Below are 24336 nucleotides of genomic sequence, written 5' to 3'. Positions count from 1 at the left end.
TATTTATAAAAAGATTATTGTACGCCAGTGGAGCCAAAACCTTTATCAGAGCGATCAGATTCAGGTAATTTAGATGCGGGAATAAATTGTGCTTCTACATAACGTTGTATAACCATTTGAGCGATACGATCACCTTTATGGAATTGCACTGTGTTCTCAGGATCTAAATTAATAAGAGGAACCTTAATTTCACCACGATACCCGGCATCAACTGTTCCAGGTGCATTTAGCACAGTCACACCCTGTTTTGTTGCTAAACCAGAACGAGGATGCACTAAAGCAACATAACCTGCAGGTAAAGCTATAGCAACTCCAGTAGGAACAAGCGCTCTCTGGAAAGGACGCAAGGTAAAATCTTGGGTAGTTCTTAAATCGGCACCTGCATCACCTGCATGCGCGTAGCAAAGCGGCTGTAATGTAGATGTTTCATCATCGAGATACTTAATTAATACCTCAACCTGTTCGGGGCCAGTATAGGTCTCGTCATATGCCATTTAAGCTGCGCACTCCTTGCAAATAGGCTGACCATCAGCATTAGTTTCAGCTAACTGGCTGCGATGCTTAACTAAGAAGCATTCAGAACAAATAAATTCATCGCCTTGCATAGGGATAACAGTTACGGATGCATCTTCGTTACTTAAATCAGCACCTGGCAACTCGTAGTCTTCAGCAATAGCATTTTCATCATCGTCAATATCGCTGCTTGAATTTTGAGAACCTTTACTCAAAGCTTCCAACGACTCTTCGTCCTCATCTTTGCTACGAGGAGAATCATAATCCTGTGCCATTATGGTCCTTTCGTTTTTAAAGCTACTTACGCGCATAGCATACACGAATACTACCCCGTATATTACACATTTTTTATTTTAAATAAAATGGTAAAGAATGCAGTGTATGGACTAAAGTATATAAATAGTATTGTTAAAAGCGAAGAAAGTGGTGCATAATGCTTGAAAATCCGCCAAAAGAGGCGAGTTTCGACCATATTGACGCAGACGGTAATTTGATTTTCATTTGTGAAAACACGCCGTTACGTATTCAAGTGGACGACACGCTGGAACGCGCCATCGCTGGTTCACATAAAATTACGAGTAAAAACAGCGATGAACAGAACTCAGCAAACGCTGGCGCAAATTCTATGCAATCTAATGCAACATTGCCTATTTCGCAAATTCAGGCATTGATTCGCGCAGGAGTTGCACCTTCACATGTAGCACAAAGATACAACGTTAGTGAAGCACAAGTTAGGCGTTTTTCTGCAGGCGTTGAAACCGAAAAGCAGTATGCAATTGAGCAGTTCCTTCTAGTACCTGCTCCTAAACAAAGCAATATGCGCACTATTGCAGATTTAATTGAAAGAACGTTAGCTAAAGCACATATTGGCATGGAAACAGTGCAATGGAAAGCAACGCGCAGAGGATTAGAGCCATGGCGAATTACTGCTACTTTCAAAACTGCTAGTCGCACTATTAAAGCTGAGTGGACATGGAACATGCATGACAACTCTGTTACATGCGCGAACCCTTCGTCTAGATTATTGCTTGGTGAAGATGTTAATGCAGCGGATACTTCTAAACAGTCTCCATATGGTGGAGCTTATAGAGACACTGTAAGCATTAATTTCCCATTCAACACTGAAGAGCTTCCAGGAAATTCTATTCGTTCTGCCAGAATCGAACGAGCTGTTTCTCAATGGGAACTTAGAAACAGTGACAAACTTGCAGATGCACAAGCCCAATCTTCCTTCGAAAATCAGGACAATAATTCTGACATACAGCAAGTATTAGAAAAAGGCTATTCTAAGCGTTCTACTAAAACAAATACGCAATTTATTAAAGAAGATAATTCTCAGCAGCCTTCGCTAATACAACCGGATGCTGAATTTATTAATAGAAACGAAACGAATAGCAAAATCGTCAATGAGTCTAATGAAGCACAAAAATCATTGGCTGCAAAAGTTCAAAATGCTGAAAAAGCAGATATTGTTAATACGAATTTGCAAAAAAATGCTGCTGAAAGTAATCAAAATTCTGCTAAAAATAATCAAGAAATTAATGCTAATGGTCAAGAAAAATCATCTTCTGAGCACAATAAACGTAAAGCTGGAAGAGCAGCAGTACCAAGCTGGGATGAAATATTATTTGGTGAAAGCTAAATAAGAAGTTTAAAAATAAATTTTTCGCTTATTGACAAAATGTGTGACACTCTTAGTAAAATTTGAGTGTCACACATTTTATTTGCTAAGTTGTGATTTATAAAAACATTTTCAATACTAGAAGCAAAAACTCACTAATTACACTAAATCTATGAGGCACGGAATATCCATTTCCATGTGAGTCATTGATCCATGAACGCTAGGTAAACTCATAGCTTTATCAGATTGAATGCGAGAATCAACAATTGTGTAAGCTCCACAAGCTTGCACAATAACATCGCCAATAACAGCCTCTGCCCTGTTGTTTACTAAACCAAAAAGACCATCGTCAATGGCTTGTTTTTTACTACGTACAATTGCATTAGTTCCAAAATATTCACGCCAACGGTAAATAATATCTTCAGGATTTGCGTCACTGTTAGCATACAACATTACAGAACGAGGTTCACCGCCAACCATCGATACGCCTTTTATCAACTCATCATGCTTAGCAATATCAACTCGCTTATTGGGATCAGATTTAATCATCCCATGATCTGCAGTAATAACAATTAATGTTCCAGGAGCACAATTTGCTCGCAAAAGACGCAACTGCTCATCAATTTGCTCAAAAACAGAAACCCACTGCTGAGAATCCCAACCATAATTATGACCGGTTTTATCAGCGTCACGTAAATACATATAAGTTAAACCTGGAGTTTTACTGCTATTAGCAGCCTTAAGAATGCGAGCTCTAGGAGTTCCAGCAGTAATATAATTTGCTCCACGAAAAGCAGCTTTGGTAAGAGGAGTATTTTCAAACTTTGGTAATCCCACGCTATCTGCACGGACTCCATTAGAAACTAAACTTTCAAATATAGTTGGCTCTTGCTGCAAAACTAGCGGATCAGGCGCATCATTAAATTGAATAAGCTGCGCAAGTTTACCAGTTTGAGAATTCTTTTGCGTGTAACCGGTCATACAAGTAAGACCCGGACATGTGCCTGTTCCAAAAGTAGCCATTGCAGCAACAGTTGTGCTTGGGACACACGTGCTAATTGGTCTTTGATTTATTGATTCTTTAAGCAAGGATCGTAAGTAAGGAGCGTGACCTTTGCGCATAAGAATATTCCAGTATCCTAAACCATCTATTAGCACTACAATTGCAGAATTAGATTTAGGGAAACCAAGGCTTTTTCGTAAAGCGTGTAGATCGTTATGAATAGCTGTTTTAACGGGAGCATCTATTGCATCACTTAAAGCTGGAAGAATCGAAGATATATGTAACGCTCCACCAAGATTTTTTTCATTAAAATCATAAGAAAAATTTTCATTAACTGCGAAATTAGAAAAATCACCGTACTTAACATTTCCAACGAATTGTAAAAGATCATTTTCAGACGGTATTTCAGCACTCATACTTACTATTGAACCACTTATATTGCATTGAACAAAACGCGAATAACAAATATTTATATAAATAACTAATCAAATTGCTGAAAAATTCAGCAAAAACATGCTGTTTGTGCATATAAATTGGTAAGATTGATAGCCGTAATGTCATTCAAGGAGTTCTAAATATGCCCTCACGCCATCACTCAACACAGCAAGCTTTCGACCCAAGAAAAGTTAAAGAGCATATTGTTGAAACACCATTGAACGAAGAAATGAGCAAATCCTTCCTGGAATATGCTTATTCAGTTATTTATGCTCGAGCTTTACCGGACGCACGAGACGGAATGAAACCAGTGCAGCGACGCATTGTGTATCAAATGGGCAATATGAATTTGAGTCCTGATCATGCTTATATGAAATCAGCGCGCGTTGTTGGTGAAGTAATGGGTAAACTTCATCCTCACGGTGATTCTGCAATCTATGAGGCAATGGTTCGCTTAGCTCAACCATTTTCACTACGCTTGCCACTTGTTGACGGACACGGTAATTTTGGTTCTCTTGACGACGGTCCAGCAGCTTCTCGATACACAGAAGCGCGTTTAGCTCCTGCATCACTAGGTATGAACGCGGATATCAACGAAGATACAGTTGATTTCGTACCAAATTACGACAATAAACTAAAAGAACCTACTGTGCTTCCTGCAGCTATTCCAAATCTTTTAGTAAATGGCGCTTCTGGAATTGCTGTAGGCATGGCAACTAATATGGCAACACATAATCTAGGAGAAGTAGTTGCTGCAGCAAAATATGTTATGAAACATCCTGACGCAACCCTAGATGATCTTATGAAACTAGTTCCAGGACCTGACTGGCCTAGCGGAGGAATTATCATTGGTCGAAGTGGCATTCGCGAAGCTTACGCAACAGGTCGCGGAGCATTCACTACAAGATCTACAACACATATAGAAAATATTACTGCTCGCAAAAAAGCTATTATTGTTACAGAACTTCCGTTTATGGTTGGACCAGAACGCGTTTTGGAAAGAATTTCTCAAGGAGTTAAATCAAGAAAATTAGACGGTATTTCAGGTGCTATTGATTTAACAGATCGACATAACGGAACTCGTATTGTTATTGAGATTAAGACAGGCTTTGATCCTAACGCTGTGCTTGCTCAACTTTTTAAGCACACTCCTTTGCAAGAGAGCTTTACTATTAACAATGTTGCACTTGTTGACGGCAGACCTCACACAATGGGATTGAGAGAGCTATTAGACGTTTGGATTTCTCACCGCAGAACAGTAGTACGCAGACGCAGCGAATTTAGGCGCAAAAAAGCTCAAGAACGCTTACACTTGGTTGACGGCTTACTTCTTGCACTTCTTGATATTGATGAAGTAATTCAGGTTATTCGTTCATCTGAAGATGCAGATAGTGCAAAAACTAAGTTAATTAAAGTATTCGATCTTGATGAAATTCAAGCACAGTATATTCTTGACTTACGTCTTCGCAGACTTACTAAAATGAGCCGAATAGAGCTCGAAGCTGAACGCGACGATTTGCTCAAAAAAATTGAAGAGCTAAATCAAATATTAAGTTCTGAAGCAAAACTCGACAACGTCGTAATAGCAGATATGGATACTGCAGTTAAACAATGGGATACTCCACGCAGAACAATTTTGCTTGACGAAAATGAAGATGGTAGTTTTACTCCAGTAGCCTCCAGCATAAATAAAAACAGTGAGGATATTGCGATTAAAGCTGTGCAATCAGCAAATAAAATTACTTCAACTCAAGCAGATTTGGCTGCAGCAGCTAATGCAGCTCGTAAAACTGGAGAAGCTGACGCATCTTCTGTTGCAATGCAATTAAGTGACGAACCTTGCGCAGTAGCATTAAGCACTTCCGGGTTAATTGCTAGAACAAGCATTGCAGTGTTAGAACATTGGAATTCACACAATAACAACGTATTTAACACTCCTTGTAAAACAATGTTTGCGACAACAACGCGTTCGACTTATGCTCTTGTTACTTCATCTGGTCGACTAGTTCTAGCTCATGTTGCAGACTTGCCACAACTTAACTACGAAGAAGGAAAACCTGCACTACTGAGCCACGGAGTAAAAGCACAAGAATTGCTAACTTCCACACAAAGCACGGATCCAGTAAGAGGAGAACATGTAGTTTCAGCAATAGCATTTAATGCCTCACAAGATGCTACTCCACTTGCAATCGGCACACGAAACGGTGTAGTTAAAAGATGGAATTTTGAAGCTCCAACTACCATGGATTCATGGAGCATAATTGACTTAAAAGACGACGACACCGTTATTGCTGCAGCCCCAGCGGAAGACAACGACAGACTTGTGTTCATTAGTAGTGATTCTTCATTACTTACTTTTGACGCTAAACAAGTTAGGCCACAAGGACGTACAGCAGGCGGAATGGCAGGCATTCGTTTAGCAGAAGGCGCTAAAGTTGCAACCTTCGCAGTAGTGCCAGAAAAATCAATAGAGTGGCATTACGAAGAAGGTGAAAATGGTTTATTCTCCGCTTCTGGAACAGTAGTGTTCACCGTTGCTGGAGACAGTGAAGCTCTTCCTGGAACCGAAAACGGTTCTGCAAAGATTACTCCATTTGACATGTACCCAACAAAAGGTCGCGCAACTGGTGGCGTGCGCTCGCAAAGATTCCTTAAAGGTCAAGATACGTTGATACACGCGTACGTTGGATACTATCCATTGCAAGCCGTTACAGAAGGCGGAAGCAATGTTGAGCTACCTAAACCAGATATGCGTAGGGATGCTTCTGGAACTGAGCTTGTTTCCCCAATTGCACATATTGGATAGCATTACGAACAATTTTTAGAAAATTATTAGTGATTAGTCACCAATAAGAAAATAGATAATATAAAACTAAAGCTATTAAAAATTAGGTAAATTTTTTAAAGAGAAAGGGAAAATATGTCATTTTGCACTCATTGCGGCAGTAGCATGGTAGACGATGCAAAGTTTTGCGAACAATGCGGTACGCCTAACGAAAATTACGAAGATAAAACTAAAGAACAAGAAATAAATCAAGTAGAGCAACAAACACATGCTCAAGAGTTGCAAGAAGAAACTAATAAAAGTAATAAAAATAATAAGCAAAAAGGCGCATTCATATCAATTATTTGCGCAATAATAGTTCTAGCTATAGTTGCGACCGCTGGAACGATTTATTACATAACGCAAGTACAGCCAAATTCAGGTATGGTCACAGTGCCAGTGATTAAAGATACAAATGCTCAAGCTGCTGCAACGAATTTACGCTCAAAAGGTTTTAAAGTAGAAATTGTTAGGGAACTTAATAAACGCAAAAAAGGTTCTTTTATTTCATTAAAAGGCATTAAACCAGGTAGTAAGGTTAATCATTCCACAAAAATAACAGTTGTGGAATCTCTTGGTCCAGGTATGCCAAAAAACGTTATTGGGAAAACTGTAGACGAAATTACTGACGAAGTAAAAGCAATGGGCTTAAAAGTAGAAGTTCATAAAGTTCCTGCAACAGTAAAGCCTGGAACCATTATTTCAACTTATCCTATGCCCGGAGAAGCTTTTAATGCAGCTTACGAAGGTGACAATATGCATATTGCTATTGCTAGTAAATGCAACAAAAAAGTAGTACCTGCAGACTTGTTAGGAAAAGATATAGACAGCGCAAAACAAATACTGGAAAAAGTTGGAATAACGAAATACGAATTAAAACCACGATTTTCTTCTCGTAATTATATTGATAAAATTGTGGGCTCCTACCCTGCATTGGGTGAAGAAAATTTGAAAGAAGTAAAAAAGGTTACTCTATACTACGGTGTTGATGCAAGTGAAACAAAAGAAGTACTAACTAAAAAAGAGCATCTGGACGGAATAAATAATGCTGATGTCCGCGTAACAAAAGGCCTTTCTCCAATTGCAGGAGTTTGGTGTAATAAAGGCGGCGAATGCTTATACTTCAATGAAATGCCATCGTTTGTTGAAGGTGAATCTACAGTTGTGTTAGGGACACGCGTTGGCGATCTCATGAATGATGGAGCTAAGCCTATTATGATAAGTGATGAAAATTATCTTAGCATGAATAACTATTCGCAAGATATATCTGGATCTATTCTATACGATAAAAAATTACCTATGAATGATATGATGAAAAATCATTTACTTTCCGGCGATACTGGCGCAGTAGAATTCTACAAAGGATTAGATTTGCCATCTTGCGGAAACAATATATTTTCCCCATCACCAGGTGTAAGAGTTTGTGAACATGGTAAAGATATAAACGCAGAAAACAGCCCTGAAAAATTTGATGATCAAGGAATGTATAAAGGTTCTAACAAAGATGCTAATACAGGATTAACCTACAAAATGCATGATTTCTTTGTGCTTGTTCCTGTAAATACAAAATTTGATGAACTTGAAAAGAGCGGATACTTTAAAGGCAAAGGGAAAAATAAGCCTGATTTTAGCCGACCATTCATTATGCGAAGAGATCCAAAGCTGTACGATAAAACACAAGTAGCTATTCCTGATGGAGTTACTGGACCCGATTATCCAACTAGCCCGTTTGTGCCAACGAAAAAGAACAAGCCAGTGCCTTTCGCGCCAGCTCCAGACGACGACAATGTTTATTACAAGATTGAAGAACCTTTAAATTGGTTAAGGTTCGATATTATAAAAACCTTGTAGTTAAAATTTGACGTTGTAAAGCAAATAATATTAGCACTTAAAAAACGCTTAATCATTTGCTTATCAATAAAATTAAGCCCTTCTAGTTGTAGTATTTCAACTTTTTAAGGGCTTAATTTTATTATAAGAGATTATTATGCATAAACGCGCATCAGACGCACATGCATAAAAGTCATTACAGCGAGAAGAATAAGCAAATAAGCTGGAAGCAGCATCATGGAAACATTCTGTGCAACTATTCCAAAAATCGCAGGTATTACCATAGAGCCGATGTATGCGCTTGCCATTTGCATGCCAACAATTGCTTGAGACTTATCAGCACCAAAATAATGCGGAGTTGAATGAATGATGCATGGATAAACAGGAGCGCAACCAAGTCCAATAATAATGAATCCTGTAACAAGCTCAATATGATTCGGCAAAGGCAGCAGCAACACCAGAATGCCCATAAGCATTACGCACTGCCCAATACGAATCATGGTTGCATCGTTAAAACGCATAGTAAGAAATCCGCTTACAAAACGACCAACCGTAATACCAACATAGAACAGGCTTGCCCAACCAGCTGCAACAATGCGGCTAACTCCTCCATGCAAAACCATGTAACTACTAGCCCACAAGCCTGCAGTTTGTTCCAACGCACAATAGCAAAAGAACATAATAAGTATATTTTTAGCTCCTGGAATGCGCAAAATTCCCGCATAAGATACCTTTTCAAAAGATTTTGTTTTTGACTCAACGATCTTATTCAATTCATTCTTTTTATTGTTTTTCCACAACGGCAAACTCATGAGCAGCACAAGTGTTAAAGCAATCTGCATAACGGCAATATACTGGTATCCAGCAGTCCATCTTTGACCATGCGAAAGCGCAAAACCCATAACATAAGGACCTGCAGAAGCACCAATTCCCCACATGCAGTGAAGCCAGCTCATATGCCAACTCTCATAGTGCACTGCAACGTAGTTATTAAGAGCCGCATCCACTCCTCCAGCACCTAAACCGTAGGGTATAGCTAGAAAAATAAGCACAAGATAATTCGGAGCAAAAGAAAAACCTAGTAACGCTAAAGCTGTTAGAGCAACTGAAATAAGCGTAACTTTCCCAGGGCCAAATTTGCACGTAAGTTTGTTCGAAAGTAATGCAGAGATAATTGTTCCTGCAGAAATAACCATTGATATTCCGCCAGCCCAAGAAATTTGCGCACCAATATCGTGACTCATAGTAGGCCATGCAGCTCCAAGAAGAGCATCCGGCAAACCCAAACTGATGAAAGCAAGATAAATAACAGCAAGAAGAAGGTTAATCATAAAAATTCCCAAACATTAGTACTTCATATTTCTAACGCAAACACGCCTTCATAAAGCAATATAAAGGAATATAAATATACAAGGCGACATAAAGCAACGCAAACAACATGCCGACATCAGGTATCGATTTTGGAACGATCAAAGTCATCAGCGTTATCAACAATAAACTGCTTGCGCGGAGGAACATCATCACCCATCAGCAAATCGAATACTTCGCTCGCTTGCTGAGCATCTTCCATACGAATCCTTCGAAGCATACGGGTTCTAGGGTCCATAGTAGTGTCTGCAAGCTGATCCGCATCCATCTCGCCCAAGCCCTTATAGCGCTGAATATCGCTGTTAAAATCAATGCCCTTAGCTTGCAAATCATCAAGCTTTCCAGCCAATTCGTCGTCTGAATAAGTATAAATATACTCACCCTTTCGCTTTCCAGCGAGCGCAATTCTGTGAAGAGGCGGCACTGCAGCATAAACATGACCGTGCTCAATAAGCGGACGCATATAACGATAGAACAGCGTCAGCAGCAAAATACGAATGTGCGCGCCGTCAACATCAGCATCAGTCATCATAACAATCTTGTTATAACGCGCTTGCGAAATATCAAAACTTGCGCCCGATCCCGCTCCAACAACCTGAATAATTGCAGCACACTCTTTGTTTGAAAGCATTTGTGCAAGACTTGCCTTTTGCACGTTCAAAATCTTACCGCGAATTGGAAGAAGCGCTTGGAAAGCAGAGTTCCTAGCAGCTTTTGCAGTGCCAAGTGCAGAATCACCCTCGACGATGAAAAGTTCTGCAACATCGTCGTTTCCAGGCTGGCAATCAGAAAGTTTTGGTGGCATTGAAGCAGACTCAAGCGCATTCTTTCTGCGCGTAACTTCCTTAGTTTTACGCGCCTGAACACGAGCATGCATTTCGGAAACGATTTTTTCCAAAACCCTAGCAGACTGCTCTTTGAATCCTCGCTTAGATCCAGTAATCATCTCACCAAATTGAGCATCAGTCATTTTAGTAACAATTGGCTTAACTTGTGCGGTTCCAAGAACATCCTTAGTTTGACCTTGGAATTGAGGCTCAGCAATGCGAACAGTTACGACTGCTACCAATCCTGCTGTAATGTCGTCTCGCTCAATTTTCGTATTCGAATCTTTAAGATTTACTTTTAATTTGCGTGCGTTGTCTTCAACAGCTTTACGAATTTGCTTGGTCAATCCTTGCAAGAATCCGTCAACGTGCATACCTCCGCCAGGAGTTTCAACAACGTTTACGAAACTAATAATCGTTGAATCGTAGCCGTTTACCCAACGCATTGCAATGTCAACGCCGCACTTACGCGTTACTTGTTGAGCATGTAAATCTCCTGCAGAATCAACAGCTTGCGTTTCTTCTACATATGTATCTTCGCCAGAAATACGCCAAATATCCGATACTGCTTCACCTTTTGAAAGAAAATCAACGAAATCTTTGACGCCACCATTATGCAAAAATTCAACTACTCGAGGATGATGCTTATTTTGCATTGAGTTAGCAGACTCAGCATTTGCAACAGATTGTGCAACTGATTCTTCAGATTCAGCATCTTCATTCGCGATATTTTCAGTCTCATCTTCAGAATCATCTTCATCTTCTAATATTGTTTCAGATTCTAATTCTTCAAATTCAGGCACAGAGTCATCGCTATTATCAGACTGGTTTTCAAGAAGATTATCTTCTGCAGCATTATCTTCTATAACATTGTCTTCTGGAGAATCAATTTCTTCAATATTTGCAGATTCACCTTCAGGCACATGCTCGTCAATAACAGTAATTTTTAAGCCTGGAACCAGGAAACTTGTTTGACGCACGCGAGCAATAAGCTGCTCATAGCTGAAATGCGCAGTTGAGTTAAAAATTTCTGGATCCGCCCAGTAGCGTACACGAGTGCCGGTAGTTTTTGGCGAAACAGTGCCAATAATTTCAAGCTCAGTAGGCTTATTTTTTCGCGTGCGCTTAAACGGAGAAGCAGGAGATGGATGCTCTGGATCTGCATCACTATAAACTCCAGGATGTCCCTGATGGAACGCCATATGATGCGTTTTACCGTCTCTATCAACTTCGACATCTAAACGCAAGCTTAAAGCGTTTACAACAGAAGAGCCAACGCCATGTAAACCGCCTGCAGCATTATAAGAAGCGTTGCCAAACTTTGCTCCAGCATGAAGCTTAGTTAAAACAACTTCAACGCCTGTAAGTTTTGTTTTAGGCTCAACGTCTACTGGAATACCACGACCGTTATCTGCAACTTCAATAGATCCATCGTCGTGAAGAGTAACAATAATATGATCGCAAGCTCCAGCTAAAGCTTCGTCAACTGCGTTGTCAATAATCTCCCAAAGGCAATGCATTAAACCTTGACTGTCTGTAGTGCCAATATACATGCCTGGACGCTTACGAACTGCGTCTAAGCCTTCAAGCACAGTCAAGCTATCAGCATCATATTGCTCTTTATGAGAGACCACTTCTACCCCTTGCACTTATTAAACGTACAACCGATTATTTTAAGCAATAAGTGTCGTACTATCGCAAAAGCAACAATACGACACTTTGTAATATAACTTCACACAATCACTGATCTAAGAAGTCACGCAAAGTTTGCGATCTAGAAGGATGACGCAGCTTAGACATTGTTTTAGACTCAATTTGACGAATACGTTCACGAGTAACACCATAAACGCGACCAATATCGTCTAAAGTCTTTGGTTGACCATCTTCCAAGCCATAGCGCATCTTAATAACTCCAGCCTCTCTAGGGGCCAAAGTTTCCAAAACTTGCCTAAACTGTTCTTGAAGAAGCGAGAATGCAACAGCATCAGACGGTGCGATTGCGTCAGTATCTTCAATCAAATCGCCAAACTCAGAATCGCCATCCTCACCCAAAGGAGTGTGCAAAGAAATCGGTTCACGACCGTACTTTTGTACTTCCTGAACCTTTTCTACTGGCATATCTAGTTCGCGAGCAAGCTCATCTGGTGTAGGTTCACGACCTAAATCTTGAAGCATTTGACGCTGAACCCTAGAAAGCTTATTAATAACTTCAACCATATGCACTGGAACTCGAATAGTACGAGCCTGATCTGCCATAGCACGAGTAATAGCCTGGCGAATCCACCAAGTTGCGTAAGTTGAGAACTTAAAGCCCTTCTTCCAGTCAAACTTTTCAACTGCACGAATCAAACCAAGGTTACCTTCCTGAATCAAATCAAGGAAAAGCATGCCTCTACCCGTATAACGCTTAGCAAGAGAAACAACAAGACGCAAGTTTGCTTCAAGAAGATGATCTTTAGCTTTCTTACCATCTGCTGCAGCCCACTTAAGCTCACGCTTACGCTTAAACTCCATTTGATCAATTTGAGTATCAAGCAAATGCTGAGCATACAATCCAGCTTCAATACGCTCTGACAAATCAACTTCTTGCTCAGCGTTAAGCAAGCTCACGCGACCTATCTGCTTTAAATAATCCTTAACAGGATCTGCAGTAGCGCCTGTAGCAATTACACGACGCTTAGGATTACCAGACGGAGTTAGATTATCATCATCGTCATCGTCTCGTACAACAAATGCGCCTTTTGCTTGTGGCACTTGCGGAGCATCATGCTTAATTTCGTCGTGATCATCAATTTCATCAAGATCTTCAGACTCTTCATCATCAAGATCATCTGCAACGTCAATATCGCTTAAATCGTCAACATCAGATATATCTTCTGGCTGGATATCGTCTAAATCATCAAGATTCAAATGTTCATCATCAACATCAAGATGTGGATCGTCATCTAAAGGATCGTCAATAGATAATTGATCTTGAGATTCAATATCTACGCTATCCTCAGTTTCGTCATGTTTAGCATCAGACGATACTGATTCAGTATCAATCTTGTTGTCTTCAGTTTTCTTTGAGCGAGAACTGCGTGTCTTGCTATCAGCTGACGAAGTTCGAGTACTGGTTTTACGCGCAGCGCTAGCCTTGCGAGTTTTTACAGGCTTAGTATCATCTTGCATTTCGTCGCTGTCGACCGTTGATCCAACTTCACTCGTCAAACTGTTCCTCCTGTATTATCCCCTTGTAACGCATATAGGCATAGTTCATGCAAGGGCAAGTTTTACCTTAAGTAGTAAACCATTTAAGCAAGACGATTATTCCCCAACTAATTTTTTGCGGCGTGGCGAATTATTCAATCCATGCTGGCTCAAGACCATTTTCGAATGCTCCACACACTATTTTTGCCATAGAACAATCAGGATCAATGCGCAATGCACAATCACAATAATACTTTACTTCTCCTAGCCTAAACCACCAGCTGATATAAGCTAATAAAGCGTAAACTTGCACAGATAATTTTGGAATGCTTTTAGTAATAATAGCCATAGATTTTAAAATTTTGCACGCGAAAATAGCTCTCTTTATATCAGGCTTATTATTTGTTTGAGCGAATTTTGCTTCTAAACAATGCCGCAAATTACGAGATACTTCAGGAGTGTGAGGACACCAAGCAAATTCCGACAAAGTTTTTTCGTCATACCATTCTTGATTTTCATCCAGAATAGAAATAAGCATTGCGTCACGAACATTAATATTATGCAACATTGCTATTGGCAGGTTTACTAGATCATATCCAAAAATTTTTTCATCATAAGCAAACATGTTGTACCATCGCATAAGTGCTCTACTTGCAATATCTCTAATAGCGTATTGTTTGCCATTTCGATCAACATTTTCTATAAAAGCTTCCGAAACTGCCGGAACCCAATATTCTAATCCTTTAATCCATTGCGCACTATCACTACAGTTGTTGTAAATATATTCCTTAGAGAAAGTCATAAAAAAGCTGCACTCTTTGGAAGGATATATATTCCCATTAATATCTGAAATTTCTCTTCCAGCAAAACTTTCAAAATCTTCTGAACCTGCAAAATCTAAACAACCATTAAAAGAATTAGCGCTTTCACCATAAATTTGCATAAGACTTTGCATATCAAAGTCATCCATACAATTATGCGATATCTTTGTTTTCAAATCATCCTCTACAATTTCCATGCATACTCCCCCTCATTTTTTACATGATTTTTTACATGATTTTTTATTTTGATAATCAAACTATGTAATAGCATTTTTTGATATATTGAAGTTTCTCAAGACATAAGTCAGCATTCAATAAAAAACTATTTCCGCGGTGAAAAGCTTATTAAACCATAATAATAACTGCGTTTTGTAATGTTCAGCCCTGTGGATAACTTTCATAATATGAGCACATTTATAGGTAACAATTACAGTCTTAACGATATTGAATCTAGAATTACTTTTTTAATTTCTCAGCAATTTAATACGGGACTAGAAGATAATCTTTCATCCACATGTGCGCAAACACTACAGCAAGTAATAAAGCAAGCTATTGTTTCAAGCGAAGGCGGAAAACGTCTTAGAGCTCTTCTTACGATTTCAGCATTTTACGCTGCATCAAAAGAAACCAATATTCAAAAAATCCATGAACAGTCTGTATTTGACATAGCTTGTGCTCTAGAAGTATTTCAAACAGCTGCATTAATTCATGATGATATTATTGACGAATCTTATTTGAGACGTGGAAAGCCTAGTGCGTATTGTGCATTAAGTAAAGCTTGCAATAATAAGCATATTGGCACAGGCTTAGGTTTAATGCTAGGAGATCTACTTGCCACAGAAAGTTTCGATATTGCAAGAAATTGTGCGAAGAATTTTACTTATAGCGAGGAATTGTTAGCAGCATTTGCGTCTATGCAAAGAAATGTTGGTATTGGTCAAGTATTGGATTTGTCTATAGAAATGATGCAACTAGATAATCCAATACAACTTGCGGAATCATCTTTGAATGTTTTTAGATGGAAAACAGCCAGTTACACTACTGTTGCTCCATTAGCTCTCGGCTTTCTTGCAGCAAATATGCAACCAACTGAAGCATACAATCTTGCTAATTCTATTGGCAATTCGTTAGGCGTTGCTTTCCAGATTGCTGATGATTTGCTTGATATTGTTTCAGATAGCAAGATTACAGGTAAGCCTATTGGCGGTGATATTAGAGAAGGTAAGCGTGCAGTTCTTCTTGCAGATGCTTTGCAATACGGAAACGATAACGAAAGAGAAATACTATTAAAAGCTTACACGAGTAGTACTAGAAGTGAAGATGATGTAAATAAAATAATACAGATTTACCATACTTCTGGTGCTATTGAAAAATCAAAAAAGCGAATTGAGAATCTATGGAATGATTCACAACAAGCAATCGAATCAAGTACATTGAGCGATAGTGGAAAAACTATTTTGCATGAAATTAGCAAACGATTTATACCAGAAGCATGGCGTAATGTACAATAATATTTAGTAAATAACGCTCGAAATTAGCCTTCTTTACTATCTTGCTTGTACACTCGTAAGTAGCAAAAATGGTTTTACGCGTATAAGGATTGTGACAATGGATGAAGCTACGCAGGCGCAGCCAGGTATGCGCATTGAAAATCGCTATCGCATTGTGCGCAAAATAGCTCAGGGTGGCATGGCTACTGTGTATCAAGCAGAAGATGAACGCCTTGATAGACCTGTAGCAATTAAAATCATGCACACTCAACTTGCTCAAGGAGTGCATCGCCAGCAATTTATTGCTAGATTCCGCAGAGAAGCAACCTCTGCTGCAGCAATTGCCAATCCACATATTGTGCAAGTTTATGATACGGGCGAATATGATGGGCTTGATTATCTTGTGATGGAATATGTTCATGGCGTTAATTTGCGTTATGAAATGAATATGCAAGGCACATTCAGTGTGCGAGATACGCTGCGTTTACTTGCAGAAACTTTGGATGGTCTCGCTTCTGCACATAATGCTGGAGTTGTGCATAGAGATATTAAGCCGGAAAATATTTTAATTAACGATCGAGGTCATGTTCAGATTACTGATTTCGGTTTAGCTAGAGCAATTTCGCAAGCAACATTATCTTCTACAGGATTGCTTCTTGGCACAGCAGCCTATCTTGCTCCTGAACTTATTGAGCATAATCTTGCAACTCCTCAAGGTGATTTGTATTCAGCGGGCATGATGGCTTGGGAAATGCTTGCAGGAAGAGTGCCTTTTACTGCAGATAATCCTGTTACGCTTGTTTTCAAGCATGTGCATGAAAACACTCCTTCAATTGCTACAGCTTGCCCTGGAATTAGCGAAAAAGTTGCACAATTCATAGCAAACCTCACTGCTCGCGACATGAACGAACGACCTAAAGATGCAAGTGAAGCATTAGCAAAATTACGTGCACTTTCTACACAATTAAACCCTGAAGATTGGCAATACAAAGCAGAAGAACCACAAGAGTTTTCAGAAGAAACAGACTTTTCTCCTATTAATAATTTGCGTGTTCCCCCTGAAGCAAATTATTCGGACAAATTGAATCCTAATAATGACTCAGATGCTACACGAGCGATAAATACTTCAGGCTCTAATTTTTCTGCTAATTCCAACTCTTTATTGCAAAATGCTACAGACGAAACTGTTGCAATACCTAGAGATAATTCTGTAGGTGAACTCGATTCACGCACAAATAATGATCTACATAATCCTGAAGTCAATAATGTAGCAATAGACAATTCACTAGCAAAGTCCGACAGTGCTTTCGATGCGAATAATCTTCAAAAAACACAAGCTATGCAATGGCATGCTACTAATGCAGAAGATGTGTCATACAATTCGCAAGATAATCCTTTAGAAGAATTTGACGATAGCAATATGCCAACAATTGCTATTAGCTCTCGCAATTTTAACAACAACTTAAATGCAACAAAACCATTGGGCCTGTCATATACAGAAAAGAACTTAGGAAATAAGTCTAACCGCTCTTCTAAAAAGCGTCTCTTCATTATTGCAGGTTTAAGTACAGCTGGAGTATTAGCAATTGCTGCTATTGGTGGTTTTTGGTATTTCTTAGGTCCTGGCAGTTATTGGACGCTACCTAAGCCTGACGACCTTCAATGCAACAATTATGCATCTTGCAAAATAACTGATGTCAATTGGCAACGATATGAGCACACGCTTAAAGTTGCTGGAATTCCTTACACAGTTTCAAAAGATTATAGTGACGATGTGCCAGAAGGAAAAGTAGTTTCAACAAATCCTGATGTTGTCGGAAGCCATATTCAAAAGCACAATAATAGTGCTCTTAATGTTGTAATTTCGCGTGGAATTCGTAAGGCTACAATCCCGGACGATATTACAGATCCAAAGACTTACAATGGCAAAAATCCTCTGAAAACATTGCGTAAAGCAGGCTTTACTAACATTATTCACGATAAGTCAGGAGATACGTATTCTATAGATATACCAGCTGGCAGCTTAATTGATATTAACCCTAAACCTGGCACACGCATGAACCATAACGAAGAAGTAAGTATTTTACTTTCTAAGGGACCTAAGCCTGTACAAATGCCAGATATAGTTGGGAAAACAAAGAATGAAGCTGACTTAGCTTTGACTGACGCTAAGCTGGATGTAAAGTACGAAGAAGAAAATAGCGATACTGTAGCAAAGGGTAAGATTATCCGCGCTTCTGTTGAAGCTGGTTCTGACTTACATTGGGGCGATAGCGTTAAAGTTGTTGTTTCAAAAGGTCCAAAAACTGTTACATTGCCAAACGTTTGCGGAAAGAGCAGTGATGAAGCTAGAAGGATTATTGAAAGTCTAGGGCTTAAAGTTCGTGTTTCTGCTCCACTTGGTGATTTAATGCACGTAGTGCGCTTCCAATCCCCTGGAGCTGGAAGCGAAGTGCCATTGAAGGATTCTAATGGAAATCCTTCTATTATTACTCTTACAGTAATATAAGCGTGTCTTAAGTATTATGTAAGCGGCGGAAGCTCAATAACTTTCGCCGCTTACATATTTGAACATAAATAAAATTTAAATATGTAATAATGTTAATCTAATAGCATGAGAATCAGCATTATATTTTACTTATTTTCGTTACTTTCTTCACGTTTTTGACGCATACGTTCTTTTACGGTTTGAGCATATTCATCAACGTATTCTTGACCACTCATTTGCTGAATAGACTTAGTTACTTTATCTGTAATTTCGCGTAAACGCTCGTGAGTAATCTCGCTTTCGTCACAAACACGCTCTACTTGAATAGGCTCGCCATAAATCGCCTTAGTCTTGCCTTTTGCTGGAATAACTTGACCATGCACTTGTAATTCTCTAGTTCCAATAATTGCAACAGGTATAATCGGGCAACCTGTTTCAAGAGCAAGACGTGCAGCACCAGTATGACCACGATATAAACGACCGTCTGGGCTTCTTGTGCCTTCAATATGAATGCCAAAAAGCTGACCTTTTTCTAATATTTCACGAGCATGATTCAAAGCGCCAAGAGATTTTGCGCCTCCAGAACGATCTACAGGGAAAACGCCCACAGAAGTAAACCACCACTTCTTAAAACGACCCTTTAAACCTTTGCCTTCAAAATATTCTGCTTTACCCATAAAGTGGATCATACGAGGACAAGTCAATGGCAGAAGCGCGTCATCAATAACAGCAAGATGATTTGCAGCAATAATAGCTCCACCCTTTTTAGGAACATTTTTAACACCTTGCGCTGATGGATGAATCCTCATGCGGGCAATACCCCCAAGTCCCTTCACGAAGAACCAGTACAACATACCATATCCTTTCTTGCAAGTCCAATTTCGAACATTTTAAGCATAGAATCAGGAAGACTTGCTACAGTATAGTTCATGACTTCTTCTAAGAATACCAACGACCCTCGCCGTGATGACGAGTTAACGTCAGAATCGTTAAAAAATAATCAAAAACAAAACAACGGAGATTTTGATGACGAATGGTCATCTTTTGTTGCAGAACATTCTGATGACATGAACGATATTGCTAATTCACGTAGCGCAAAAAGTTTTGAAAAGCACGCTCAGAAAGAAGAAAAAAAGAAAGAGCTCAACACTATAGCAAGCGACAATAATTCTAAAAATCAAAAAAGTGTAATAAAAAATAAATTTAACTTAAAAAATCTAAGTAGTCATAAATCTTATATTATTCCTACTAGAATGCAAGATTCTCACACGATTATAACTGCTAAAGGTCCTCGTGATAATACCCGCACAAGTTGGCTCGATTTAGATAAGACTATGGAAGACTATGGCGATGATTTTGTGCCTCCAAATCCACAATTTTATAACGTATCTTTAGTTAATGTAGTTTTGTGGATTCTATTTGTTATAGGTATCTTCGGTGTTATTGTAAGTGCTTTTATTCCTACTATAGCGAACATTGTTGGTATTATATGCGGCTTATTAATGCTACTTAGTGGAGCTGGATTACTTATGAATCGCAAAAAACCTGATCCGTATAAAGAAGATTACAGCGATTATGGAGATGGTGCTCGAGTATAGCTAATAATCAATCGAATATAATAAAAGGCGGCATGATTCTGATCACACCGCCTTTTCTTTATTTTACTTTAGTAAGCTTTAAAGTCACTCAGCTTCGTTTTCAGCTTCGTTTTGACCATGGCAAAGCTTGTACTTACGACCAGAACCACATGGGCATTCGTCATTCTTATTTGTTCCTGGGAATGTACGTCCATCAGACCATGGAGTCTTCCATTCTTCATTCTTTGGTCGCATGGTTAATGGAACATCGCCTTCAGCATGGCTCAAAGGTGCAGGACCAACAATACCAGCAGCTTGATCTTCAGCATCTACCTCAGACGAAGCTTGCGCAACATCTTCATCAAGCTCATCGTCAGAAGAAATATCTTCAGTAGAAGCAATCTGATTGACATCAATGTGGAATAGAAGCTGAATGCTTTCTTCCTTAATTGCCTCAATCATCGAATTGTACATCTGGTAGCCTTCACGCTGATATTCAACGAGCGGATCACGCTGACCCATACCACGCAGACCAATACCATCCTTCAAATAATCCATCTCATAAAGATGTTCACGCCACTTGCGATCGAGAACAGAAAGAACAACGCGACGTTCAATTTGACGAAGTGGATCAGCACCGAGACGATCTTCGACGAGAGAGTAAACCTTTACTACACTGTCGACGATCAAATCACGCAAAGCAGAAACAGCTTTTTCGCCCTTGAGATTGATAATAGTTTCACGTACCTGATCCCAATCAAGAAGTACAGGCATTACAGAGTTAAGAGCATCTTTTAAGCCGTCCAAATCCCAATTCTTTGGCTTATCAGAACCGTTCATTGCGCCACGCACATAGCTTTCTACGGTGTCACTGATGAACTTCAAGATGTCCTCGTGAATATCTTCACCCTTAAGAACCATCTGACGCTCTGCATAAATCACAGTACGCTGCTTATTCATAACATCGTCATACTTCAAAACGTTCTTACGCATTTCAAAGTTACGAGCTTCAACAGTCTTCTGTGCGGTGCGTACACCGTTAGAAACGTACTTAGACTCAATTGGTTCGCCTTCTGGCAATCCCTTAGCCATAACACGAGCAACAAGCTGAGTGTTGAACAGACGCATCAAATCATCTTCCAAGCTCAAGTAGAAGCGAGATTCGCCAGGATCGCCCTGACGACCAGATCGACCTCGAAGCTGGTTATCAATACGACGAGATTCGTGACGCTCAGTGCCAAGAACATACAAGCCACCAAGCTTCTTAACTTCTTCATGCTCGTCTTTAACTTGCTCTTTAACTTCAGCTAAAACGCCTGGCCAACGCTTCTCATATTCTTCAGGAGTATCGTCTGGAGAATAACCATCAGCCTTCAACTTTGCATCAGCCAAGAATTCAACATTGCCACCAAGCATAATATCAGTACCACGACCTGCCATGTTAGTAGCAACAGTTACAGCACCCTTACGACCAGCAACAGCAACAACAGCAGCTTCCTTAGCATTCTGCTTAGCATTCAAAACCTGGTGAGGAATGCGAGCAACGTCAAGGAGTGAAGAAAGAATCTCAGAAGATTCAACAGAAGCTGTACCAAGCAACACAGGCTGTCCTTTAGCATGGCGTTCAGCAACATCGCGCACGATAGCAGTAAGCTTTTCTTTCTTTGTGCGGAAGATCAAATCGTCCTTATCTTTACGAATTACTGGACGATTGGAAGGAATTGGAAGAACACCAAGCTTGTAAGTTCCCATGAACTCTGCAGCTTCAGTCTCAGCAGTACCAGTCATACCAGCAAGCTTGTCGTACATGCGGAAATAGTTTTGCAAAGTAATAGTAGCAAAAGTCTGATTTTCTGCCTTAACTTCCACATTTTCTTTAGCTTCAATTGCTTGATGCAAGCCCTCGCTATAACGACGACCTGGAAGAACACGACCAGTATGCTCATCGACAATCAAAACTTCGCCATTGGTGACAACATAGTCACGATCTAGAAGGAAAAGCTCCTTAGCTTTCAAAGCGTTATTCAAATAACCAATAAGAGCTGTATTGCTTGGCTCATAAAGGTTATCGATGCCCAAGTAATCCTCAATTTTTGCAATGCCAGGATCAAGAATACCTGCGGTTTTTTTCTTTTCGTCAATCTCGTAATCAACATCGCGAGTAAGCTTCAAAACAAGCTTTGCAAATTCACGATACCAATGAGTTACATCACCTTCAGCAGGACCTGAAATAATAAGTGGCGTACGAGCCTCATCGATAAGAATGGAATCGACCTCATCGACAATTGCATAGTGATGACCGCGCTGCACAAGTTCGCTCTTTTCCCACGCCATATTATCGCGCAAGTAATCGAAGCCAAACTCATTATTTGTACCGTAAGTAATATCAGCATTGTATTGCTTACGACGCTCAGGTGGCTGCTGGTCGGTAATAATGCAGCCAACGCTCATGCCAAGGAATCTATAAATACGACCCATAAGTTCGCTTTGATAGCTAGCAAGGTAATCGTTGACTGTGACAACGTGCACGCCTTTGCCTTCCAAAGCATTCAGATAGCTTGGCAAAGTAGCGACCAACGTTTTACCTTCACCAGTTTTCATTTCTGCAATATTGCCCCAATGCAATGCAGCACCACCCATAAGCTGCACATCGAAATGACGCTGGCCAAGCGTACGCTTTGAAACCTCTCGCACAGTAGCGAAGGCTTCAGGCATCAAATCATCAAGCTTTGCACCATTGTCTAAACGCTGCTTGAATTTAGCAGTTTGACCCTTCAATTCTTCATCGGAAAGCGCGGAAATTTCATCTTCCAACGCATTCACAGCCTTGGCTACGTTCTCAAGGCGCTTCAATTGACGGCCTTCACCCATACGCAAGGCTTTATCGACGATATCTACCACGTTTTGCTCCCTTAGGTCATGTCTATGACGACGGCCTAGCCAACATAGACGTAAACTGTGCCTATATTACGCGACGGCTACGATTTTTGTAAGTTAGCGAGTCTGATTTCTACATAAAAATGCCCGCCCAACATTGTGCTAGACGGGCACGCGCACTTATTCGCGCACTTTAGACATGTTTTTAACCATTACTTTTGCTTAGCAACATTTTCAGGTGTATCAATTTCAAACACGCCATAGCTCCAACCATGTCTGCGATATACTACAGATGGTCTCATAGTTTCTTTGTTTACAAACAGGAAGAAATCATGTCCAATAAGCTCCATCTCATACAAAGCCTCATCTATGCTCATAGGCTCTGCAATATGTAGCTTACGACGAATCACAATAGGAGTGTCGCCAACACTTACTTCCACAGATTCACCAGGACCTAAATCGGAAGCAACAGCAGCATCTGCGCTATTAACCTCATTTTCTTCTGGCTCTTCAACGGTAGTTTCAATCTCAGGCTCTACAGCACCCATATCTACAGGAGTCATTTCCGTATATCCACGGCGATGATCCTTACGACGATCGCGAGTACGACGCAAACGAAGCGTCAACTTATCAAGCGCCATATCTAATGCGCTAAATTGATCAGTGCTAGAAGCTTCTGCGCGAATCACAGTGCTTCCTGCAACAACAGTGATTTCAACTCGCTTTGCTGTGTCAGCCTGCCTTGGATTGCCTTCATGAGTCAACACGATTTGCACGCGCTGCGCATCAGGCGCAATGGCGGTCACACGATTCATCTTACTTTCTACAACGTCACGGAACCTTTGATTAACCTGCGTATGACGACCAGTAATGACGATTTCCATGCGAAACCTCCCCATATAGACTCGAACCTTAAGCTCGATTTGTACAACCCGACTGCCACGATGCCGTCGGTTCTTCTATTATATCTGCTAAATCCATACAAACCTAGCAATTTATTAAATTAAAATAAAAAAATTAACGTTTATTACGGAATTTCTTATAAAATAACGAATTTTTTACGATATTAATATTATCTGCTATAATTAGGAAGGTTGAGGTTTCACGATGGCCGCGGTCACAATGTTCATTCGGAGTGACTGAGGAACTTCCGGGCTCCACAGAGCACAATGGCGGATAACGTCCGCCCAGGGCGACCTGAGAGATAGCGCAACAGAGAATAGACCGCCTGAACGTTTCGTTCGGGTAAGGGTGAAACGGCGGTGTAAGAGACCACCGGGCTTCTGGTAACAGTAAGCCGCATGGCAAGCCTCATTGGGAGCAAGGTCAAGCAGAAGACGCTTTAGAGCTGCTCGCTCAAGTCTTCGGGTAGACTGCTAGAGTTTGGCGGTAACGTCAAATCGAGATGGATGGCCATCCGCATGCACTTGTGCATGCGACAAAACCCGGGGTATGTGAAACCTCATCAACTCA

The 24336-nt window shown here is 40.1% G+C and carries 16 protein-coding genes and 1 other RNA gene; 7 read left to right on the top strand and 10 right to left on the bottom strand.

Features of this window, described 5'->3' with window-relative positions; genetic code table 11:
• Window positions 1–14 precede the first annotated feature (14 nt).
• Both dut and HXT50_RS01530 read right to left on the bottom strand, forming a co-directional pair.
• Entirely contained in the window at window positions 15–494 is a 480-nt protein-coding gene (dut, locus tag HXT50_RS01535) for a dUTP diphosphatase (RefSeq protein WP_421776939.1), read from the bottom strand.
• Window positions 495–788 (bottom strand): DUF4193 domain-containing protein, encoded by a 294-nt coding sequence (locus tag HXT50_RS01530; RefSeq protein ID WP_004106775.1) that lies wholly within the window; start codon window positions 786–788, stop codon window positions 495–497. It lies immediately after the preceding gene.
• A 158-nt stretch (window positions 789–946) separates the two neighbouring features.
• On the opposite strand from HXT50_RS01530, the gene sepH reads away from it, so the two are divergent.
• Complete coding sequence (sepH, locus tag HXT50_RS01525) at window positions 947–2155, top strand: septation protein SepH (RefSeq protein ID WP_421776938.1); 1209 nt, start codon at window positions 947–949, stop codon at window positions 2153–2155.
• Window positions 2156–2293: 138 nt separating this feature from the next.
• Here sepH and HXT50_RS01520 read toward each other — a convergent pair whose 3' ends face one another.
• Window positions 2294–3553: an alkaline phosphatase family protein gene (locus HXT50_RS01520; protein ID WP_421776937.1), complete on the bottom strand. Its 1260-nt coding sequence runs from the start codon at window positions 3551–3553 to the stop codon at window positions 2294–2296.
• Between the two features lie 161 nt (window positions 3554–3714).
• Here HXT50_RS01520 and HXT50_RS01515 point away from each other — a divergent pair, with 161 nt between their 5' ends.
• Window positions 3715–6378 (top strand): DNA gyrase/topoisomerase IV subunit A, encoded by a 2664-nt coding sequence (locus tag HXT50_RS01515; protein WP_421776936.1) that lies wholly within the window; start codon window positions 3715–3717, stop codon window positions 6376–6378.
• Window positions 6379–6492: 114 nt separating this feature from the next.
• Window positions 6493–8247 (top strand): PASTA domain-containing protein, encoded by a 1755-nt coding sequence (locus HXT50_RS01510; protein WP_421776935.1) that lies wholly within the window; start codon window positions 6493–6495, stop codon window positions 8245–8247.
• A gap of 134 nt (window positions 8248–8381) precedes the next feature.
• Here HXT50_RS01510 and HXT50_RS01505 read toward each other — a convergent pair whose 3' ends face one another.
• From HXT50_RS01505 to HXT50_RS01490, 4 genes are all read right to left on the bottom strand, one after another.
• Complete coding sequence (locus tag HXT50_RS01505; RefSeq protein ID WP_410297088.1) at window positions 8382–9557, bottom strand: MFS transporter; 1176 nt, start codon at window positions 9555–9557, stop codon at window positions 8382–8384.
• A 116-nt stretch (window positions 9558–9673) separates the two neighbouring features.
• Window positions 9674–12055, bottom strand: coding sequence for a DNA gyrase subunit B (locus tag HXT50_RS01500; RefSeq protein ID WP_421776934.1), 2382 nt, complete (start codon window positions 12053–12055; stop codon window positions 9674–9676).
• 106 nt (window positions 12056–12161) lie between these two features.
• Complete coding sequence (locus HXT50_RS01495) at window positions 12162–13631, bottom strand: RNA polymerase sigma factor (protein WP_004106787.1); 1470 nt, start codon at window positions 13629–13631, stop codon at window positions 12162–12164.
• Window positions 13632–13761: 130 nt separating this feature from the next.
• A complete protein-coding gene (locus HXT50_RS01490; protein ID WP_174164009.1) occupies window positions 13762–14628 on the bottom strand; it encodes a hypothetical protein in 867 nt (288 codons plus the stop codon).
• A gap of 207 nt (window positions 14629–14835) precedes the next feature.
• Between HXT50_RS01490 and HXT50_RS01485 the strand changes: the two genes are divergently transcribed.
• Window positions 14836–15942 (top strand): polyprenyl synthetase family protein, encoded by a 1107-nt coding sequence (locus HXT50_RS01485; protein WP_421776933.1) that lies wholly within the window; start codon window positions 14836–14838, stop codon window positions 15940–15942.
• Window positions 15943–16039: 97 nt separating this feature from the next.
• Window positions 16040–18430 (top strand): protein kinase domain-containing protein, encoded by a 2391-nt coding sequence (locus HXT50_RS01480; RefSeq protein ID WP_421776932.1) that lies wholly within the window; start codon window positions 16040–16042, stop codon window positions 18428–18430.
• Between the two features lie 125 nt (window positions 18431–18555).
• Here the strand turns inward: HXT50_RS01480 and HXT50_RS01475 are convergent, their stop codons facing one another.
• Window positions 18556–19263: a lysophospholipid acyltransferase family protein gene (locus HXT50_RS01475; RefSeq protein ID WP_032835394.1), complete on the bottom strand. Its 708-nt coding sequence runs from the start codon at window positions 19261–19263 to the stop codon at window positions 18556–18558.
• 75 nt (window positions 19264–19338) lie between these two features.
• On the opposite strand from HXT50_RS01475, the gene HXT50_RS01470 reads away from it, so the two are divergent.
• On the top strand, window positions 19339–20007 hold the full coding sequence (locus HXT50_RS01470; RefSeq protein WP_421776931.1) for a hypothetical protein: 669 nt from the start codon (window positions 19339–19341) through the stop codon (window positions 20005–20007).
• 84 nt (window positions 20008–20091) lie between these two features.
• Here HXT50_RS01470 and secA read toward each other — a convergent pair whose 3' ends face one another.
• Together secA and hpf are read right to left on the bottom strand one after the other, a co-directional pair.
• Entirely contained in the window at window positions 20092–22887 is a 2796-nt protein-coding gene (secA, locus tag HXT50_RS01465) for a preprotein translocase subunit SecA (protein WP_004106800.1), read from the bottom strand.
• A 188-nt stretch (window positions 22888–23075) separates the two neighbouring features.
• Window positions 23076–23747: a ribosome hibernation-promoting factor, HPF/YfiA family gene (hpf, locus tag HXT50_RS01460; RefSeq protein WP_421776930.1), complete on the bottom strand. Its 672-nt coding sequence runs from the start codon at window positions 23745–23747 to the stop codon at window positions 23076–23078.
• A 211-nt stretch (window positions 23748–23958) separates the two neighbouring features.
• On the opposite strand from hpf, the gene rnpB reads away from it, so the two are divergent.
• Window positions 23959–24332, top strand: an RNA gene (gene rnpB / locus HXT50_RS01455) — RNase P RNA component class A.
• Window positions 24333–24336 lie beyond the last annotated feature (4 nt).

The sequence above is a fragment of the Gardnerella sp. KA00243 genome (assembly GCF_049244105.1).
In the GTDB taxonomy this organism is placed as follows: Bacteria; Actinomycetota; Actinomycetes; order Actinomycetales; family Bifidobacteriaceae; genus Bifidobacterium; species Bifidobacterium leopoldii.
Note: the sequence above shows the minus strand (reverse complement) of the source record. Positions and strands in the feature narration are given on the sequence as shown.

Coding starts and splice junctions, on each gene's coding strand:
- dut (WP_421776939.1), bottom strand. CDS start 494: ATGGCATATGACGAGACCTATACTGGCCCCGAACAGGTTGAGGTATTA.
- HXT50_RS01530 (WP_004106775.1), bottom strand. CDS start 788: ATGGCACAGGATTATGATTCTCCTCGTAGCAAAGATGAGGACGAAGAG.
- sepH (WP_421776938.1), top strand. CDS start 947: ATGCTTGAAAATCCGCCAAAAGAGGCGAGTTTCGACCATATTGACGCA.
- HXT50_RS01520 (WP_421776937.1), bottom strand. CDS start 3,553: ATGAGTGCTGAAATACCGTCTGAAAATGATCTTTTACAATTCGTTGGA.
- HXT50_RS01515 (WP_421776936.1), top strand. CDS start 3,715: ATGCCCTCACGCCATCACTCAACACAGCAAGCTTTCGACCCAAGAAAA.
- HXT50_RS01510 (WP_421776935.1), top strand. CDS start 6,493: ATGTCATTTTGCACTCATTGCGGCAGTAGCATGGTAGACGATGCAAAG.
- HXT50_RS01505 (WP_410297088.1), bottom strand. CDS start 9,557: ATGATTAACCTTCTTCTTGCTGTTATTTATCTTGCTTTCATCAGTTTG.
- HXT50_RS01490 (WP_174164009.1), bottom strand. CDS start 14,628: ATGGAAATTGTAGAGGATGATTTGAAAACAAAGATATCGCATAATTGT.
- HXT50_RS01485 (WP_421776933.1), top strand. CDS start 14,836: ATGAGCACATTTATAGGTAACAATTACAGTCTTAACGATATTGAATCT.
- HXT50_RS01480 (WP_421776932.1), top strand. CDS start 16,040: ATGGATGAAGCTACGCAGGCGCAGCCAGGTATGCGCATTGAAAATCGC.
- HXT50_RS01475 (WP_032835394.1), bottom strand. CDS start 19,263: ATGTTGTACTGGTTCTTCGTGAAGGGACTTGGGGGTATTGCCCGCATG.
- HXT50_RS01470 (WP_421776931.1), top strand. CDS start 19,339: ATGACTTCTTCTAAGAATACCAACGACCCTCGCCGTGATGACGAGTTA.
- hpf (WP_421776930.1), bottom strand. CDS start 23,747: ATGGAAATCGTCATTACTGGTCGTCATACGCAGGTTAATCAAAGGTTC.